This window comes from Photorhabdus australis DSM 17609 (genome assembly GCF_000711895.1).
Lineage (GTDB): Bacteria > Pseudomonadota > Gammaproteobacteria > Enterobacterales > Enterobacteriaceae > Photorhabdus > Photorhabdus australis.
The window spans coordinates 1-19,704 of record NZ_JONO01000030.1; the positions used below are offsets into that span (position 1 = coordinate 1).

Annotated in this window: 16 protein-coding genes; all 16 read left to right on the top strand. The window is 45.6% G+C overall.

Annotated features, from left to right (window positions below; all coding sequences use genetic code 11):
* The coding region (locus tag BO26_RS10040; protein WP_036771144.1) for an IS630 family transposase at positions 1-314 on the top strand (314 nt) is incomplete at its 5' end.
* A 714-nt stretch (positions 315-1,028) separates the two neighbouring features.
* The gene (gene tssB / locus BO26_RS10045) at positions 1,029-1,565 is read left to right on the top strand and encodes a type VI secretion system contractile sheath small subunit (RefSeq protein ID WP_036771145.1); all 537 of its coding nucleotides are present in this window, start codon (positions 1,029-1,031) and stop codon (positions 1,563-1,565) included.
* A 7-nt stretch (positions 1,566-1,572) separates the two neighbouring features.
* On the top strand, positions 1,573-3,054 hold the full coding sequence (gene tssC / locus BO26_RS10050) for a type VI secretion system contractile sheath large subunit (protein ID WP_036771186.1): 1,482 nt from the start codon (positions 1,573-1,575) through the stop codon (positions 3,052-3,054).
* A 56-nt stretch (positions 3,055-3,110) separates the two neighbouring features.
* Positions 3,111-3,605, top strand: a complete 495-nt coding sequence (locus tag BO26_RS10055) for an Hcp family type VI secretion system effector (RefSeq protein ID WP_036771146.1) — start codon at positions 3,111-3,113, stop codon at positions 3,603-3,605.
* 57 nt (positions 3,606-3,662) lie between these two features.
* Positions 3,663-4,106: a type VI secretion system baseplate subunit TssE gene (gene tssE, locus BO26_RS10060; protein WP_036771147.1), complete on the top strand. Its 444-nt coding sequence runs from the start codon at positions 3,663-3,665 to the stop codon at positions 4,104-4,106.
* Between the two features lies 1 nt (position 4,107).
* A complete protein-coding gene (gene tssF / locus BO26_RS10065) occupies positions 4,108-5,919 on the top strand; it encodes a type VI secretion system baseplate subunit TssF (protein ID WP_036771148.1) in 1,812 nt (603 codons plus the stop codon).
* Positions 5,910-6,872: a type VI secretion system baseplate subunit TssG gene (gene tssG / locus BO26_RS10070; protein ID WP_036771149.1), complete on the top strand. Its 963-nt coding sequence runs from the start codon at positions 5,910-5,912 to the stop codon at positions 6,870-6,872. The genes tssF and tssG overlap by 10 nt, the downstream gene beginning before the upstream one ends.
* Before the next feature lie 23 nt (positions 6,873-6,895).
* On the top strand, positions 6,896-8,902 hold the full coding sequence (locus BO26_RS10075) for a type VI secretion system Vgr family protein (protein ID WP_036771150.1): 2,007 nt from the start codon (positions 6,896-6,898) through the stop codon (positions 8,900-8,902).
* Positions 8,903-8,936: 34 nt separating this feature from the next.
* Positions 8,937-9,533 carry a DUF6931 family protein gene (locus BO26_RS10080; protein ID WP_036771151.1) on the top strand — a complete coding sequence of 199 codons (597 nt, stop codon included), beginning with the start codon at positions 8,937-8,939 and terminating at the stop codon, positions 9,531-9,533.
* A complete protein-coding gene (locus tag BO26_RS10085) occupies positions 9,533-9,832 on the top strand; it encodes a PAAR domain-containing protein (RefSeq protein ID WP_197535172.1) in 300 nt (99 codons plus the stop codon). The genes BO26_RS10080 and BO26_RS10085 overlap by 1 nt, the downstream gene beginning before the upstream one ends.
* Positions 9,833-9,845: 13 nt before the next feature.
* Positions 9,846-10,943: a type VI secretion system protein TssA gene (gene tssA / locus BO26_RS10090; RefSeq protein WP_236637421.1), complete on the top strand. Its 1,098-nt coding sequence runs from the start codon at positions 9,846-9,848 to the stop codon at positions 10,941-10,943.
* Position 10,944: 1 nt separating this feature from the next.
* Positions 10,945-11,592, top strand: a complete 648-nt coding sequence (locus BO26_RS10095; protein WP_236637422.1) for a type VI secretion lipoprotein TssJ — start codon at positions 10,945-10,947, stop codon at positions 11,590-11,592.
* A gap of 5 nt (positions 11,593-11,597) precedes the next feature.
* Positions 11,598-12,995: a type VI secretion system baseplate subunit TssK gene (tssK, locus tag BO26_RS10100; RefSeq protein WP_036771154.1), complete on the top strand. Its 1,398-nt coding sequence runs from the start codon at positions 11,598-11,600 to the stop codon at positions 12,993-12,995.
* A complete protein-coding gene (locus BO26_RS10105) occupies positions 12,995-13,615 on the top strand; it encodes a DotU family type IV/VI secretion system protein (RefSeq protein ID WP_036771155.1) in 621 nt (206 codons plus the stop codon). Before tssK ends, BO26_RS10105 begins: the two co-directional genes overlap by 1 nt.
* A 15-nt stretch (positions 13,616-13,630) precedes the next feature.
* Positions 13,631-17,131, top strand: coding sequence for a type VI secretion protein IcmF/TssM N-terminal domain-containing protein (locus BO26_RS10110; RefSeq protein WP_036771156.1), 3,501 nt, complete (start codon positions 13,631-13,633; stop codon positions 17,129-17,131).
* Complete coding sequence (gene tssH / locus BO26_RS10115) at positions 17,124-19,694, top strand: type VI secretion system ATPase TssH (RefSeq protein ID WP_036771157.1); 2,571 nt, start codon at positions 17,124-17,126, stop codon at positions 19,692-19,694. The genes BO26_RS10110 and tssH overlap by 8 nt, the downstream gene beginning before the upstream one ends.
* Positions 19,695-19,704: the final 10 nt, after the last annotated feature.

Sequence of the window (19,704 nt, forward strand, 5' to 3'; positions counted from 1 at the left end):
ATCCTGACTATCATCAAAAAATTCATCTTATTGTGGATGGGGCGGGTTACAACAAAGCGCATCTGGTGAAGGACTGGGCTTATATCAGCAATATTGAGTTACATTACCTTCCTCCCTACAGTCCCAATTTAAACCCGATAGAGCGATTATGGAAGGTCATGAATGAACAGGTTCGAAATAACCGTTATTTCGCTAATAAACAGGAATTTCGAGACAAAGTGTTCAAATTTTTCACTACAACGCTACCTGATATAGCGGACTCGCTGACATCGAGAATTAATGACCATTTTCAGGTGCTAAAAACTGCATCTTGAAGTTTCTTGGGTATATACCCAATAGATTTCAAGATGCATCGCGACGGCCAAGGAGCGAATCCCCGGGAGCATAGAGAACTATGTGACCGGGGTGAGTGAGTGCAGCCAACAAAGAAGCAACTTGAAAGATGACGGGTATAAGTATTTATCTATTAATCCAGATACAATTCCCAGTAAAAATTCATCAGGTCGTGATATCTTAATTAATCATATTTAGGTAGTTGGTCAATTTATCTTTATTAAAAACCTTGTATATTACTCAGGTATTCTGTTTCCCACATTATGCGAGGCCAGGTTTAAATAAAATTCTAATTCCATCTATGTTTTTATTTTTCTGACAAGTCAGATTTTTATTATTAATGATGATCAAGTGAAAAATAAGACAAGTACGAAAATTCATTTTAATTATAATATATTAATTTTGGTTTTCTCATTAAATACAACTAATTAGACAATATGACTAAATTCATGGCATGATATTTTACTCTGATAAGCTTGCATTAAGATAATATACGTGAGAATTTATTTACCAGCCGACACACGGTGGGTTTTAAATATCATTAAATGTGCTACAGCATATTAAGTTGTTATAAATAATAGATGTTAATTGATATCTTCGTCTATCTCATCTTGTTCGGTTATTTAATCAGGTTTGGTGCGGTTTAACGTAAGTAAGTTTGCACTTCCTGTCATATATAAAGGTAAAAAGGTGCCATGAATACTCAACGTAAGCTTGATAAAGTCAGGCCGCCCCGTGTTCAGATTACTTATGATGTCGAATTAGGTGGTGCGGTCGAGAAAAAAGAATTGCCTTTGGTTATTGGTGTGATTGGGCAATTTGCTGAGCAATCAATTCCGATGCGTGAACGTCGTTTCATGCATGTTGATAAAGATAATTTTAATGCTGTGATGGAAGGTTTATCACCTTCGTTGGAATTACAGGTTGAAAGTGCTCTGCCGGGTCAGAGTGGATTTATTAATGTCGATTTGCAATTTCAATCAATGGCTGATTTTTCCCCGGAGAATTTGGCGAAGCAAATTGAGCCACTGCGTAATTTACTGGAAATTCGCAACAAACTGAGTGATTTGAAAGGTCGTGCATTGAGTAATGAAAAATTGCGTGACCGTCTGGCGGAAATTCTTGCTGAACATGCGGATAAATTACCGCAGGTAAATGAGGAAGCGGAAATTGTGGCGGATGACGTCACCCCGGAAAATAACAATATTCCGGAAGATAACAATGCACAGTGAGGACAATATGGAACAGAGCGTTGTTGAACAGCAAGAATTGAAAGCAACGGAAACCAGCGGTGATTTTCTTGATCAGATTATTGATAACACTCAGGCCATTCGTCGGGAAACGGATCGTGATCGGGTAAAAAGCCAACTCGACCAGTTTTTGTCAGAAGTGACTTCGGGTTCGCTCGTGGTTTCTGGGGATTTGGTAAATAGTATTGAGGAGCGTATCGCCGCGATTGATGCGCTGATGTCCGCTCAACTGAGTTTGGTATTGCATCATCCGGAATTCCAGAGTCTGGAATCTTCCTGGACGGGGCTTAAAGGGTTGCTCGATCAGAGCGAAACTGACAATACTCAGATTCGCATGTTGAACGCGACAAAAACCGATTTGATTAAGGACTTTAAATCGGCTTCTGATTTCGATCAGTCAATGCTGTTTAAAAATATTTATGAACATGAGTACGGTACCTTTGGTGGTGAACCTTACTCGGCATTTGTTGGTGATTTTGACTTTGATAACAGCCCAGAAGATCTTTATTTACTGGAGCAGATTTCTCATGTGGCGGCTGCGGCACATGCACCGTTTATTAGTTCAGCCAATGCAGGCATGTTGGGGCTGAATGATTTTGGTGAATTACCGCGTCCGCGTGATTTGTCCAAGCTGTTTGACACATCCGACTATTTGCGCTGGAAACGCTTCCGGGAATCTGATGACTCCCGCTATGTTGGCCTGACTTTACCAAGAGTAATTGGTCGTTTGCCTTACGGAGCAAAAACGATTCCGATTGAGCAGTTCTGTTTCGAAGAACAAATGAGAGAAGGGGATAGCAGCAGTTATTTGTGGATTAACGCCGCTTATGCATTGGCTGGCCGTATGGTGGCTGCATTTGAACAATATGGCTGGTGTGCTGCGATTCGCGGTGTAGAAGGTGGGGGATTGGTAGAGGCATTGCCGACTCATCATTACTCCTCTGTGTCCGGCGAAAAAATGCTGCAATGTCCGACTGAAGTGGCTATTTCAGATCGCCGTGAGAAAGAATTGGCAGAATTAGGTTTTATTCCTCTGGTTTATTATAAAGGGACTGACTACGCCGCATTTTTCTCGGTGCAATCGCCAAATAAACCCAGGAAATATAATTCTGACCTGGCAAATGCCAACGCAAAATTATCAACACAATTGCAATATATTATGACGACTTCTCGCTTCGCACATTATTTGAAAATGATTGTGCGTGACAAAGTGGGTAGTTTTATGTCCCGCGGAGAATGCCAAACTTATCTACAAAGTTGGATCAACCAATATATTGTTGGTTCTGATACTGTCGGCGCAGAAATTAAAGCCAGCCATCCGTTGCGGGAGGCAAGAGTTGATGTTGTTGAAGTTCCTGGCTCACCTGGAACATATCGCGCAGTGGCTTATTTAAGGCCGCACTTCCAATTAGAGGGATTAAGTATGTCTTTGCGGTTGGTTGCTGATTTACCACCATCCTCAGCGGCTTGATTTTTCTATTTATTAATATTCTTCTTATTCATTACAACTAACTGGAGTAATTAATTATGAGTTCTTCAATTTTTTTGCAAATTGATGGTATTAAAGGCGAGAGTACTGACAGCAAACATAAAGATTGGATTGAGCTGGAGCATGTGAATTTTGGTGCGTTCAACCACGCACGTATTGCAGACAGTGGTAAACGTAAGATTACCGTTGGTGCCGCGGATTTCCGCACTATCGATTGTGTGAAGGTGATGGACATCAGTTCTATTAAGTTGTTGTCAGCAGTGGCACAAGGAACTGCGATTAAGAAAGTGAAGTTGGAAATCTGTACGATTTTCAAAGGGGAAATGCACCCTTACGCGGAAGTTGAAATGGACGAATGTATTATCTCTGATGTCCATGAAACTTGTTCACGTGGCGGCGAATTCCCACAAGAGCAATTTTCCATTACCTATTCCAAAATTAAATGGACATTCACACCACTCAGCCCAGACGGCACCAAAGGCAGCAAAGCAGGTCCAGAAGGTTGGGATCTTATCGAAAACAAGAAACAGTAGTTTTTGTTGTTTACTGCCGGCCTTTGGCCGGCGGTTTTATCCAGAAAGAGATGACTTATGATTCAGCCTTCATTTCTCCATCGCTTGAAAGATGATTATCCACAAAATGAAGAACGTGGAGTAATGCCCATTTGGTCTCGTCAGGGAGTTGTGCAAAGCCTCATGTTCGATCTGAATATGTTATTTTCATCAAGACCGATTTCTGTAGTTTCCCCCTTATTTGGTGAGTTACCGAAATCAGTTTTAAATTATGGTGTTTCTGATGTGATTAGCGTTGATATTTCGGATGATGAGCGTATTGATGCACTGAATAATAATATTTACCAGGCTATTTCCTGGTTTGAACCACGCCTGAAAGATGTCGTTATTACATTACAAAAAAATACACCGGAGAATATTACTTTTTGGGTAAGTGGAATTTTTTTCAACGAACAGATTGTATTTTCTATCTCATGGAGCAGTACCGCTTATACCTATTCAATTTCATGGGACAGATCATAATATGATGTTATTACCACAGAAAATACTGACTTATTATAACCGGGAGTTGAGTTATTTAAGGCAATATGGCGCCGCGTTTTCTCAACGTTTTCCCAAAATAGCCAAACGTCTTGGATTCGCGGAGGGCGTTTCAGAAGATCCCCATGTAGAACGGTTAGTCGAATCTTTTGCTTTTCTGACGGCCAAGATTCACCAGCGTATTGATGAAGATATGCCGGAGCTGAACAATGCAATGCTGGAAGTACTTGCGCCGCAGTTCTTACGTCAGATTCCGTCAGTATCTCTGGTACAGTTTCAGCAAGACCCGTTGGCATCGGGTGTGACTGGTGTGATGACAGTAGCACGGCATACGCCGTTAATTTCTCAGACAGTCGGTGATGTAGCTTGCCGTTTCCGCACGGTATATCCGCTGGAAATGTTACCACTGGATTTAACCCACGCAGAATTGATGCCAGATCCTTATGATCGGGATTTTATCTTAACGCTGAATTTTACGCTGTGGCCAGGGGCCAGCTTTCAGGCGCGTCATATTCGGTTGTATCTACATGGCGCGCCGATACTAGCCCATGGCTTATATGAGCTGTTATCGGCGCAGGTTAAGCAACTGGAATGTCGGTTGGGTGAGCGTGTATTCAACATGGATAGCCGAGATATTCAGGTCGTAGGTTTCGATCCGCAAGATAACCTGTGCGCTGATGATCTGATGATAAATCCGACTCATCACCTGTTCCGCGATTATTTTAGTTTTCCTGAGCGGTTCCTATTTCTGGATATTCCGTTACCTGACGCAGGTTTGATCACCAAATTAGCGGGAGAACTGCATTATCGTTTCCGGCTTAAGGATTGTGCTGCGTTGCGTCGTATTGAGCGTATGAGCGATAAAGTTGATAACGAAACTTTTCGGCTAAATTGTGTACCCGTCGTGAATCTATTTTCCCATCAAGCGGAGCCGATTATCCCATTAGAAACCGAGCACGAATATCTGGTGCAACCGGATGCGCGTCGGCCACAAAGTATGGAAGTGTATACCATCAATCGGGTTGAGATTGTCAGCCGTCAGCAAGAGCAATTAAGTTCTAGATCAATACCGCCATTATTCGGCCTTGAACATGCACAAGATAGCGAACAACCTCAGTTGTTCTGGCAGGCGTCACCGCGTCCTTCACTCAGGCACAACGAAACGGGAATGAATATGTTTATCGGTTTTGCCGATAGCAGTGGTGAACAATTAAAGCCAGAAACTGATGTGGTGGTTCTGAGTTTAACTTGTACTAATCGTGATATGCCACGACTGTTGAGCAATGGTCATCCTGATGGGGATTTTGAATCAGAAGTTGCTTTACCGGGCGTAAAAATTCTGGGACTGATCCGCCCCCGGTTGCCGGTGCGCCCACAACCGAATTGCGCATTGAACTGGCGTTTGGTGTCACAACTTAATCTGAACCAAATGTTACTGAGTGGCTCACAAGGCGTTCAGTGCCTAAAAGAGACGCTGGAACTGTACAACTTGCAGGGTGATCCGGCTATATCGCGGTTAATTGCCCAGTTACGACAGGTTGCCATTGTCCCGGTGAGTGCACGTTTGAATCCTGCCGATCCTTATTCTCTGGCGCGTGGTTTGGAAGTGACGTTGACATTCCAGACACAAGCAGGTGAGTTTGTCGATTTTTATCTTTTTTGCAGCCTACTGGAACGCTTTATTGCTATGTATGCGCCAATTAACAGTTTCACGCAGACAGTGACTCAATTGGAATCGGTCAACAATAGTATGCGTCGTTGGCCACGTCGTAGCGGGAGGCTGACATGGCTTTAGAAAATAGGATACGTCTGGCCGGTGGCCGCTTTTATCAGAATGTTCGTCGTCTGCTGAAACGCTGTCACTATCGGCGGAGTGGCGAGACAGAAATGACTCCTGATGATGTGGTGCAATTTAGCTCAGTCCTTACGCTGGATGCGCCGGAAAGTGAAGTGAATGCTTTGTTACCACCGCAGCAAGAGGGTGAGCAGTATCGTATGGCAGTGTATCACTTTGGTTTGCTGGGAACGTTTGGTGCATTACCGTTGCGCTATACCGAATGGCTGATTGATCGGCGTTATCGCTATGGCGATGAATCAGCTCAAGCGTTTATTGATATTTTTACCCATCGTCTGCTCAGTCTGCGTTTTCAGGCATGGCAGAAATACCGGTTATTTGTTAATGCAGAATTGCAAGGCCGTCAGGCGTTACCCGCGGTCATTCCGGCAGTTGCCGGGCAATTTACGGCGAATGAAACGCAACATATTCGTCCTGCCTGTGTTGGCCTGTTGGCAACCTCTGTTCGTTCAATGATGAACTTGCAACATCTGTTACAGCGGGAATTTAACATGCCAGTCAGTATTCAGCCGTTTCGGGGACGCTGGCAGTATGCAGAGCAAATGCACTGTTGCTGTCTGGGTCGCAGTTTGCTGGGTGATAACCCGATGTTGGGTCGCGCTTACTGGGATATTCAGTCGGGATTTCATATTCAGTTGGGGCCGTTTTCAGCCCAGCAGCGCGCCGATTTTATGCCAGGAAATGAACGATACCGCAGATTGACGCAGTGGGTGAGGCAATTTGCCGGTCCGTTGCTCTCTTTCTCGCTGGAATTGTGGGTAAAGCACGATGGGCGGGGCAATAGATTAAACGGCAGTCGTCAATTGGGATGGGATGGTTGTTTGGGGGATACCGGCGATACCCATATTCAGCATGTGTATCTGGGAGAATGTGTAGGTCCTTATGCGGTTTGAACAAGAAATTTAGGTGAAAAAATATGCTGTTAGGGCAAAAGAATCGTTTTTTACAGGTTATCGGCAGTCTGTCAGACATTGTGGCACTGAATAAAATCAGCGGCGAAGAGCATTTGTCTCGTCCTTACGCCTTTTCTGCCCAACTTTACTCCAACTCAGACTGGAACAAGCTGGAATCGCATATTGGTAAACCACTGGCATTTCGTATTGGTGAAGCGCCAAATCATCGGATTGTGCATGGCATATTAACGGAATTACAGCAACAAGGTTTTACCGACGGTCAGTTTTGTTATCAGGCACGCGTTGAACCGTGGCTGAAAATGTTGACGTTAACCAGTAACCTGCGTGTTTATCAACGCATCAGTGTACCGGATATGGTGTGTGATATTTTCCGTAAACGTGGGTTTAACGATGTTGAATTGGCGTTAAAAAGCCGTTATCCGAAACTTGAATATTGCATGCAATACAAGGAATCAGATTTTGATTTTGTGACGCGTCAACTGGAACAAGCGGGTATTTTTTACTTTTTCCGCCATGAAGAAGGGCGTCATGTGTTGGTACTGGCTGATCACCCTTCGACGTTTGTTAACGCCCCTCTGGCAGTATTGCCGTATCAGTCGAAGCTCGGTAGTCAGCAAGGATATGGGCTGCGTGCCTGGCAGATTCATCGCACGATGATCCCCGGCATGGCAGAAATGAGTGGCTATAACGTTAAAAATGCCTCGACAGTCAGCGCCAGTGCTAAAGCGAATAGTGGTTATTCCATCAATCCGAAGCTTTCTATCTATGACGATCGGCGTCAGGAGGAACGTAATCAGTTGGAGGCGCAGGCGGCGCTGTGCATGGAGCAATGGGAATCACAGTCGCATTATGCAAATGCAGCTAATAGTCACCCCGGTTTGCAAGTTGGGCATCAATTTACGTTGAAAGGGCATGTCAGCGCTGATGGGCGTTATGCGGTGGGCAGTCAGCAGTTAAAAGCGGAAAGTAATTTGGAGGAAGGAGGGTTGTTGTTTTCGTCGCAGGTGACGCTGTTTCCGGCGAATAAAACGTTCCGCCCACGTCCTTCAGTTACGCGGCCCTATATTGCTGGTGTGTTGTCTGCGTTGGTTGTAGGCGCTGCATCGGAGGAGATCCATACCGATGCTCATGGGCGTATCAAAATTCAATTTCACTGGGATAAAGAGCACAAAAAAAATGATGATAGCTCTTGTTGGGTACGTGTGAGCCAGTTTTGGAATGGGGCAAAATTCGGTGCTCAATTTGTGCCACGTGTGGGGAGTGAAGTGCTGGTGAGTTTTGTCGACGGCGATCCCGATAGCCCACTAGTGACCGGAACAGTTTATAACGGAGTGAAAATGCCACCGTTTGCGTTGCCGGGACAAAAAACGCAAAGTGGCATTGCTACCCGCAGCAGTGCAAAAGGTACGGTGGAGCAAGGGCACCAATTTTGTTTCGAAGATAAGAAAGGTGAAGAATTTATTTTGCTTCATTCACAAAAAGATCTGCGTCTGAAAGTGAAAAATGATTTTTCGGCGAATATCGGCCGTAATGCCTCGTGGGAAATTGAAGAAAAACGCGATACAAAAATTAAAAAAGGCAACGATACGTTAATTCTGAGTGAAGGCAATGCTGTTACTGAGGTGAAAAAAGGCGATAAGAAGCAAACGCTGGATCACGGCAATTTCACCACGACGGTCAGTGCTGGCAATTATTCGCTAGAGGTATCCAGAGGCAACGCCAAAATTAATGCTGGACAACACTGCACGATTACGGCCAATCAGGGAATTGAGCTAAAAGTGGGTGCCAGTAAATTGTCGATTACCCCGGCGGGGATCACCATCAAAGCGCCATCGGTCACGGTGGAAGGATCAGGGAAACTGGCACTGAAAAGCAACGGTGTGGCGGAATTAACGGGAACTACCGTCAAAGTACAGGGCAGTGCAATGGCACAGTTAAAAGGCGGCATTGTTCAGGTGGATGCGACCGGTATTGCGATGGTGAAAGGGATCTTGACCAAAATTGGTTAATAGTGGAATCAACGGATAATGAGAGTTTGGAACAATGGCTAAATTACGACACTGTCAGCTTTCGTCACAGGCGGAGTTGGTATTACAGCAACACGTAGCACATGAGCAGAATCTATCGGCACTTAGTCAGGAAATGTTGTGGCAGGATGCTGTGTTCTACACCATTTTCATGTTGCCTTACACTCAGGCTTTGGAATTGGCACTGACATTTATCTCTCGTGTTTACGAACGGGATCTGAGGCAGGAGCAGCGGTTGTTGTTGCAGCAAGTGCGGCACTGGCGCGCGAATGGGGGAAACCTGTTACGTTATGAACTGTTCGATCAGGCACAGACTATTGGGTTTGATAACCCTATCTCGTGTCTGGCGCTATCAGTTTTCTGGAGCGAGGGCAGTATGACATCTCCGGAGCTGGAAGATGTTTATCCGCAGCCGTGGCAGTCACTGGCGGCATTGGCAGATACGCTGTGCCTGATCCTGCATTCTTATGGTGAACAGCCGGAACAACAAATGTTATATGTCGAACAGTTTTTTCAACTGGCGCATGGGCAATTGAGACAATTGCTGCCGTCACAGGATCAGGGCCGTAAAAACTACCTGTACCATGAAGTTAAGTTATCGGGAGAAAAATGATGCCAATGCCAGCTGCTCGGGTAGGTGATATGCATATTTGTCCAATGGTATCGCCTGCGGTACCTCCGGTGCCACATGTGGGCGGGCCTATTATGCCACCAGGCGTACCAACTGTTCTAATTGGTGGTTTGCCCGCTGCGACGATGGGGTCGTTGTTGGTGTGTGTGGGACCGCCGGATACGGTGGTGATGGGAAGTCCAACGGTGTTAATTGGCGGACGGCCTGCGGCCAGACTGGGCGACTTGTGCGCCCATGGCGGCACGATCACGACAGGCTATCCGTTGGTGATTATTGCCTGAAAGGGAAGCAAGCGTGAATTTAGCACAGACAGACATCGCACGTTTTTTACATCCTATCTCTGCGGATGCTCCCGCGGGATGTGATATCGAATATGAACCTCTTTTTGAACAGATAAGCGCTGCGCGTGAAGTTGATGAGGATCTCCCACAGGATGATGAGTGGGGATATGAAACACGCCAGGCTGATTGGCCTCAGGTTTCAGTGTTGTGTCAGGAAGTCCTGGAAAAGCACAGTAAAGACTTACAGATAGCTTGTTGGTTAACTCAGGCACAGGGGAAACTGTATGGTTTGGCAGGCATTGCCGGCGGCATGACATTAATTGCCAGCCTGCTGGAAACCTTTTGGTCAGTACTGTATCCACCGTTGGATGATGAAGAGGGGAATTGTGCTGATGCTCGTCTTGGTCGGTTGAGTTGGCTGGATAAACAACTGGTAAAACAGTTGGATAACCTGACACTGACGAGTGATGGTAAATTGAGTCTGAGCGTTTGGCAGCGGGTGCAGTATTTTGAACAACGTGTCGCGGCTAATAGTGAATTACGTGCTCCCCTGATCAGTGATGGCTATTTCGGTATTGCTGAATGTGATGACAGTATTCGCGCTACGCCTGCTGAACAATTTAATCAGTTATTGGCTCAGGCTGAACAAGTCAAGCAGGCATTGGAAAAACTGCACCAAATTATGGCGGGTCTGGTACCAGATACTGGCAACAGTATGAACGCCAGCGCCCAGCGATTAAAGGAGATGATGGCGTTAATCACTCGTTTTCATGAGATTGTTGCACCGGGAGCTGCGCAACAATACCACGGTGAGGAAAAGTCATCGGGAGGAAGAGCGTCAAACGGTATTAATACGACGTTAGCAGAAGATCGGTCACATCATGAAATACGCGCTATTGCTATTGGGCAGATGATCAATATCGCCAATTATTTTCGTAAAAATGAACCCACCAGCCCAGTACCCTATTTAATGGAACGGGCCGCGCGCTGGGCAAATATGGGAATGGCTGAATGGCTGGAGGAAATGATGGAAGATAATACCTCAGCGCTACAGGAAATTATGCGCGTGATAAAAGGACCAGACAAAAATAGAGAGCAAAATGAAGAATAAGATGAATTTTTATAATATTATTAAACGTAGTTTCTCGGTATTACTAATAATTTTTTTAATCAGTGGTTGCAGTGATTCAATTTCTAATAATGAAAAACGACTACAGGCAATCGAACAAGCCAGACCTATTTATGCCAGTAATGCTATTCGTTTAAAAATGACGGCTGATCCGCAGCTGAATGTTTTTAATAATATGCCCAATAGTTGTACGATATTAATTGCTCAGGCAGAGAAACGTGAACAATTGGATAAATTATTGGCTAATCCCACGCTATTACGGAATTTATTTGCTGGAACAGGTGCAACGGAAAATATATTACAGTTGGATAATTATGTGATGATGCCAGGGCAATCTGTATCTTTACATATTGATCGAGCGGAACAGGCGCGCTATATCGTGCTGATTGCTGGTTATTATCCGGCCCCAGGCAGTGCACATGTGCGGGTATTATCGCTACCGTTGCGTCTTGAGCAAAGTGGCTGGTGGAATAAATCCTGGCGTGCTGAGTTTGTTCCTATGAATATTGATTTAATGCTGGGGCGCTATGCCATTACCCGGAGTCATGTATCTGCGGGCAATGCGGGAGATGAGGTGATTTTCCCTGAACAGGCAGCCGAATCTGATAATAGGAATCTGTTAAGGAAGTAAACGCCATGTTTGAACATAAACCGATGTATTGGTATTCAGGATTGTATTTACAACCTCAACATTTTCAGGTTCATGAATTGCAACATGAATATTGGCGAGGACGTTATCAGTTATTGACTCAGCCTTATGCTTTTGGTGTTGTGAAGCTGGTGCTTAATCTAGCCGCGCTGAGTGATGAAGTACTCAGTGTTCATAAAGCCGCATTCGTTTTTCCAGATGGTTGTTATGTTGATTGTGATGTAAATGGTGTGCTCAGTGCCCGTTCACTGCGAGACTGCTGGCCGGAACGTGAAAAACCACAGCGCATTTATGTTGGCTTGCGGACGTTTAACCATAACCAGAGTAACGTCACCGGTGTCGCGGACGCTGGCAGTGTCGGTAATATCACTAGTCGTTGGGTAACATGGCCACAAGAGCAACGGATGCGGGATGCATTCGGTGAAGGACCCGAAGCAGAAGTACAACAACTTACCTATAACTTACGTTTTTTTCTCCATGATGAGATTGCACAAGCAACGGGCTATACGCTGCTACCTGTGGGTCAATTGCATTGTACTGGTGATGGTATTGAGCTGGATCACCGCTACTTGCCGCCATGTTTGACGTTATACGCCGTGCCACAACTGGGACAGCGTATTGAGCAACTTTGTCAGGAATTGACAGGACGAGTCCATCAACTGGAAGAGCTAAAGCGCCCGCAAACATTGGAGGCGGAAGTTTATACTCAGGAGAAAAGCACATTATTGCTGGCATTACGTACTTTAGTGCGTTATGTCGTGCAGTTGCATCACTGTCAGGAGACGCGTGATGTCCATCCTTTGCAGATTTTTGGACTATTGCGTCAACTGATCAGTGAGCTTTCCTGTTTTACCGACCGCTGCTCTTTTTTAGGGGAATGGAACGGACGAGAGGAGACGTTAGAGAAATATCAACATCAGGATCTGGCTTTGACGCTCAATAGTTGTGAACGAACAATCATTGACCTGCTTAATGCACTGGTATTGGAACCGAACACGATGATCCCGCTGCAACAGGAATCAAGCGGTTATTATCATGCAGCGTTTAACGTCACAGGTACAAGTGAGCAGCAACGGATCTATTTAGTGCTGCGTTCTGACAACTTAACTCATAACGAACGTGAAATTCCTGATGATCGTTTAATTAAGCTGGCGGCAGCGGAACAGATTGACGGCATTATTAATCGTGCTTTGCCTGGAGTGCGTTTGTATTACCAGGAGATTGCACCCCATGGTTTACCTAACCGAATGAATACTCATTATTTCCGGGTAGAAAATCGGGGTGCGCTGTGGCGGCAGGTAGAAGATAGCGAACGCGTAGCGGTGCACTGGGCTGATGCACCGGACGATTTACAGATAGAAATCGTTATAGTGAGAGTGTCGTGATGCGCTTATTGGATTGTTACATTCCGGTATTTACCTGCGTGTTGCGTATGATCCAGCAACAGGTGAATCAAGCTGAAGAACTGCGGCAGACAGTGTTAGCTGCGTTGACGCAGGCGCAAAATGAAGCGCAGCGGTATGGTTATGGATCGCAAGATATTGAAGAAGCGAATTTCGCGGTGGTGGTTTGGGCCGATGAAGCTATTTTGTGCGCTGGTCAGAAAGAATTGAATGTTTGGCGACAGTCATCATTGCAGGCACAGCTTTATAATGCTGAACTTGGCGGAAATACCTTCTTTGATCGTCTGGCAGCATTAGCTACGGATAATTATCAAGTGCGATTGGTTTATGTTTTTTGCCTGCTTTCTGGATTTTATGGACGTTATGGCAGACGTGATAATTTGGAATTACACAATATTATCCAACAGGAATTAGATAATTTTCCTGATACTTTGCGTCGTTATATTGCCACAGAAAATTACAAGATAATGAACACGTGTGATAATATTATGGGAAATAAGCGACCCAATAATAAATGGCGTGGGAAGTTAATATTATTAATATTTTCTCTTATTTCGATTTATATATTTATCACAGTTTACTTATTGAATATTAGCCGATAAATTCGGAAATTAAACATGAAAAAGTTATTTTATGCCATTGGCTGGCTCAGCGTAATGGTCATCCTTTTGTTACTCAGTTTAATCATTGCTGTGGCATTTTCATGGCCAACGATTGGGGGTCTGATATTATTTCTTTGTTTATTGTTGTTATTATTGTTTTTGCGTGGTGCGATGGCATTAATACCGCAGATAGCGAATAAAATGAGTCGAATAAATAAGCTCTGGCGCCAGGGAAATAATCGTCTGGAATATTTACTGTATCAGCATTGGTGGCGGGGAGGACGTTTACAAAGTTGGCGTCGATTTCGTTCATGGTTACAACGTAACGGTTCTGTTCCTCCGTGGTTTCTGGTGGTGGGAGAACGCAGTAGCGGTAAACAGTCATTGTTAGCGCGCAGTAATGTGGTACCTATGACAGGGGGAAATCTGACGTCGTTTTCAGAGAATGCTTTTACTTGCCGTTGGTGGTTTTTCCGCCGGGCGATGTACATGGTAGTTTCTGGTCGTTATACCGAAGGGCAATCCTTGTACCGGCAGGCGTGGTTGCGTCTGATACGTTGGAGCGCACGGGTGCGCAATCCTGCGGGTGTTCTTGTTTGCCTGTCGGTGGAGCAGTTGCTAAACAGTGACAATAGAGCGCTCTATACCATGGCGCGTAATGTACGTGCGCAGTTAGAACCGTTGCAGATACGCTTAGAACGTCGTTTGCCAATTTGGTTGATTCTGACACACAGTGAAGCATTGCCGGGGTTCAGCCGTTGGTGTTCGCAATTGTCGGCAGAGCAGCGTGCTGACTTACTGGGTTGCTTTATCGATCAATATACAAATGGCAATGTTACGGATGTGCTGGATAAGAGCATACTGACAATTGTCGATTCTCTGAAAGTGATGCGCCTTAAGTTGCTCAATCAGCAACGGCAGCAACCACAAGCAGAAGTGCTGGCGTTACCGGAAACTGTTGCCCAACTGAAACCTGCATTGGATTGTTACCTAAACGCATTATTCGAGCGTGATCATTATCTGGAACATGGTCTGTTACGCGGTGTGTTTTTTACTGCGGAACATCAAACAGAACTGCAGCAAACCGAAGGTGTTTTTAGTCACCGTTTGTTGGGAGAATATCTGCCCGGCCAGATTCGACGTAATGATTCTGTTTTGCTAACCGGTTGGCGAACACTGACCAAACGTGTGTTGGTTAGTTTGTTTAGTCTGATGATGATTTACGGTGCAGGTAGCGCATTGGTTAATACCTGGCGTAGTGTCACGCAGCTTGAAAATATCCATGAAACCAGCTCACTCGAACGGAGCTACTTGCGTTATCAACATGTTGAACAATGGTTACAACAAACTGTATCGCACCTGCTGTTTTATCCTGTCATCCATACACTGGAACAGCGTATAGCACAGGAATATCAGCAGCAAGTTCCAGTTGATGTGTTCAATCCTGAGTCGATAGCCACACATTTATTAATGCGCTTCCGGGATGCGGAAACACCGCAAAAACGACTGTTGGTTTTACATTGGTCGCGTTTTATCAATATCGAGCAGGCGATGGCGCGGGGTGCTTCATTGGAGGCTTTACAACACATGCCAGCTTATTCTGCCTCACTACTAAGTGGTAAAGATGATCCTCTACGGCCAGATCAACGTGTGGCATTGCGCTTAGCACAATATCGTCAAGGTAACGCACAGCAAGCATTCGAGCAATGGCGGGATACATTGCAGACATTATTGGAGGATTCCAGCGATTGGCAGTGGCTTTTGGCGGATGAACAACCAACTGGAACGCATTCGCTAACATTGGCGGATTTCTGGCCACTGGCGGAAGATGATGCGACTAAAGCTAACGCGCGTATTCGAGGCATTTATACTCGCGCAGGTGAGCAGGATATTCAGACTACATTGGATGAATTGGCACAGGCTCTTAACCGACCGGCACTCTTTTCTCCTTTGCAGCGCTCATTCTATCAACAATATCAGCATCAGCGTCAGTCAGAATGGTTGGCATTTGCTCAAGCGATGCCACAAGCGGAAGGATTGGTACGTGGCAAGAAAAACTGGCAAACGTTGGTATTAGCAACCGGTCAGTATGGCAGTCCTTATATTGTTTTTTTGTCACGACTGGAGAATGACCTGTCCACGGTGAAGCAAGAAGATCAGCAGCTTTGGTTACAGACGCAGCATCGTTTATGGCAACTGCATGGTTATATACAAAAAGGCAGCATGATGCAGCGTGTCTCGCTGGGAAATATTTCCCTGCGCCAACGCATAATGTCATGGCTTGGCATCTCACCGCAGATCTCCGTGCGGTTGGATGACAATGCGTTAACGCGTTATCGCGATTATCGGCAGGCTATACAGTTGAATAGCCAACGTGAGTTGCTCAGTGATATGGAAACGGAATCGTTAGTCAAAAATGCGTTAAATGATGGGAAAGGGGAACTGAACGATAACGGTTTACGTACATTGTTTAATCGTTTTGCACTGTGGCGTCATGAAACGGAAAGTAAGAATGCCGGGGTAAATGAAACCTTATGGCGGCTCTATCAGGGCGATGCTCATCTGGTACTGCGTTATGCCTTATTCAGTGCCGCCAGTCGCTTGCAAACACAGTGGGAAAGTAAAGTGATCTGGCCGATGGAAAAATTAGGCGGCCAGGTGCTGTTTGATGGCCGAGAGCTGAATGCACGGTTGTATGAATACAGCAATGCATTTGTGCGGGATACGGCGGATTATGCGCTGGATATTCGTCCTGAAGGCATTAATCGCCAAGAAATTGAAGGGGTGCTCTTTCCGTTTAACGATAGTTTCATGTTCTATATCAATAACTTGATTCAACCGAATAACATGCTTTCATCTACATCTGATATTCGTCGTCGTTTGCAAGAGAAGCTCGCTCTGTTGGAAAGTGAGCGTGAATTGGCTGCGGTACAGCAGGTACCGGAACAAGAGCAATCAGCAGAAGTGGTGATTACCAGTCAGCCTGCAACGGCTAACCGGGGAGCGAGGGTGTTGCCGGTTGGTAGTTCAGTGACGCTGAGTTGTCATGATGGTGAGCAACAACTCAGAAGTATGAATTTCAATGACAGCATGACGGCACACTGGAATCCGGCATCATGCGGCAAGGTACGGATTGATGTGTATTTCCCCAGTTTCACGCTAAGCAAAAACTATGTGGGTGCTGATAGCTTGCTGCAATTTATACGCGCTTTTTCTCATGGCGAACTGACATTGACTGCGCAAGCGTTCCCACAGCGGCGCAATGAATTAGGCGCTTTGGGTATCAATGACATCACCGTGCGTTATCAGATTAGCGGAGAGAAAGCGGTTTCTTCATTGTATCAACAGTGGCAACAACGTCAGCAGCAACAAACCACACTGTTAGAACAACGTAACCGGCTGGATAGTCAGTTGTTGGATTTAAGTGAGCCGACAGTGGCGAAAGGCTCCCTTTCTACATTGCCGTTACAGATCACGACATATTGGAACGAATTAAGGAAACCTAAAAGTGAGTAATTATCTGAAACAGATCGTGGGTAAATTAACTGTAGAAGCGCGTCAGTGTCTTGATGAGGCGGCTAATTTGGCGGTACGGCGTACCCATCATGAAGTGGAAATTGAACATTTGCTACTCGCTTTGTTTGAAAAACAGATGCCGATAATGGAGCAGGTGTGTCATTACGGTGATATCGATGCTATCGCGTTACTGAATGCTTGCCAGAGGTCGCTGACGCTATTGCGTAGCGGTAATCATCGTCCGCCAGTATTTTCCACTAATTTGACAGAGTGGCTTGAACAGTCTTGGATGTACGCCAGCACTCGCTCTCACTTGGGATCGTTGCAGATTACGGCTCAGGCGTTGATTGTGGCATTGCTAGTAAACCCATCACTGCAACATTCGCTGACATCGGAACTACAACAGGCGTTACAGGGTAATACTGATGAGATAGAGCGGTGGTTGTGTACACAGGTGCGTACAGAGCCACAGCAAATAACTACTGCCAGGGATAATACGCAATCCGCACTGTCCCAGTATGCTCATCATCTGACGCAGGCGGCACGTGATAATAAACTGGACCCGGTACTGGGACGTGAACAGGAGATCCGCCAATTAATTGACGTGTTGCTGCGTCGTCGTCAAAACAATCCGTTGTTAGCCGGTGACGCGGGGGTTGGTAAGACGGCTTTGATAGAGGGACTTGCTCAACGTATTGTCGATGGCCGTGTACCGGAAGTGTTGATGCAAGCCGAATTATTCACACTTGACATGGGGCTATTGCAGGCAGGTGCGAGCGTGAAAGGCGAATTTGAAAGTCGCCTGCAAAACTTATTGGATGAGGTGAAAGAGTATCCTGCACCTGTGATTTTGTTTATTGATGAAGCACACACTCTGATTGGTGCGGGTGGTCAAGCCGGGCAAAACGATGCGGCTAATTTGTTGAAACCAGCGTTGGCCCGGGGGGAATTACGGGCTATCGCTGCAACTACCTGGGCCGAATATAAGAAATACTTTGAAAAAGACGCTGCGTTAGCACGTCGTTTTCAGGTGATTAAAGTTGAAGAGCCTTCTCTGGAACTGGCTACAGCTATGTTGCGAGCCATAACACCGGCTATGGAAAAACATCATGGCGTCAGAATACTCGCTGAAGCGGTAACAGAAGCCGTGACATTAGCTAGCCGTTATATCAGTGGGCGTCAGTTGCCGGATAAATCAGTTAGCCTGTTGGATAGCGCCTGTGCCCGCGTCTCAGTTTCACAGACTGACGAACCGGCACCTATTGAAGATCTACGTGCCATGCTGGCAAATATTGCCACTGAGCAGAAAGCATTATTACGTGAAGGTGGTCATGAAATTCAATTAAAAAAATTGGCACAACGTCAGGCTGAATTACAGGCTTCACTGGAAGAAATTTTGCCGGAATATCACGTTCAGCGTCAGTTAGTGAATGATATTCTCGCTTGTGAAGAACATGATGAACAGCTACCCAAACTGCGGGCAGAACTGCATCAACGCCATCGCCAACATGCCTATGTATTTGACTGTGTTGATGCAGCTTGCGTAGCGGATATTGTTGCCGGTTGGACGGGGATACCGCTTGGTCGGATGGTAGAAAATGAACGTGATGTACTGCGTCAACTAGAAGTGCGTCTCGGTCAGAGAATAATGGGGCAAGACCATGCGCTCAGTCAGATAGCACGTCAAATTCGGATTGCCAAAGTGCAACTGGCCGATCCGGTCAAGCCTACCGGAGTATTTATGCTGGCAGGTCCTTCTGGTGTTGGAAAAACGGAAACCGCTTTGGCATTAGCTCACGAATTGTATGGTGGTGAACATCATATGATCACGATCAACATGTCGGAATATCAGGAAGCCCATTCGGTTTCTGGCCTGAAAGGTTCTCCTCCAGGGTATGTCGGTTATGGACAAGGTGGCGTGTTGACTGAGGCGGTTCGGCGTCAGCCTTACAGTGTGGTACTACTTGATGAAGTGGAGAAAGCGCATCCTGATGTGTTGGAACTGTTCTTTCAGGTGTTTGATAAGGGCGTGATGGAAGATGCAGAAGGGCAGCAGATTAATTTCCGCAATACGTTGATTATTCTTACCACTAATGCAGCATCGGATTTGGTGATGCGGGCAGCGATGCATGGGGTAAAAGAGCAGGGCGAAAATCGCTCGGCAACACTTGAAGATATTCAGGAGGTTATCCGACCAGAACTGCAACGGATTTTTACTCCCGCATTTTTAGGTCGTTTGCAGGTTATTCCTTATTTGCCGGTACAGGGTGAAATTCTGCATGCCATTGTGCGTCATAAACTGAATAAAGTGGTCAGGCGGTATTGTCAGGCAACTCAGTGTGAACTGCACTATAGCGATGCGCTGGTGAATTTCATTGCAGAAGAGTGCCGAATTGCAGAAAGTGGAGCTCGTGAAATTGATAACTTGTTAATGCAGTTTGTTCTACCGTTGTTATCGGATCAATTGTTATTGGGCGATACGCCAGTGAATGAGGATGTTTGGTTGGATGTCATGGATAATAAAGTACAATTATTATCAGGTAAAACCGAACTATCACCATAGAGTATTATCT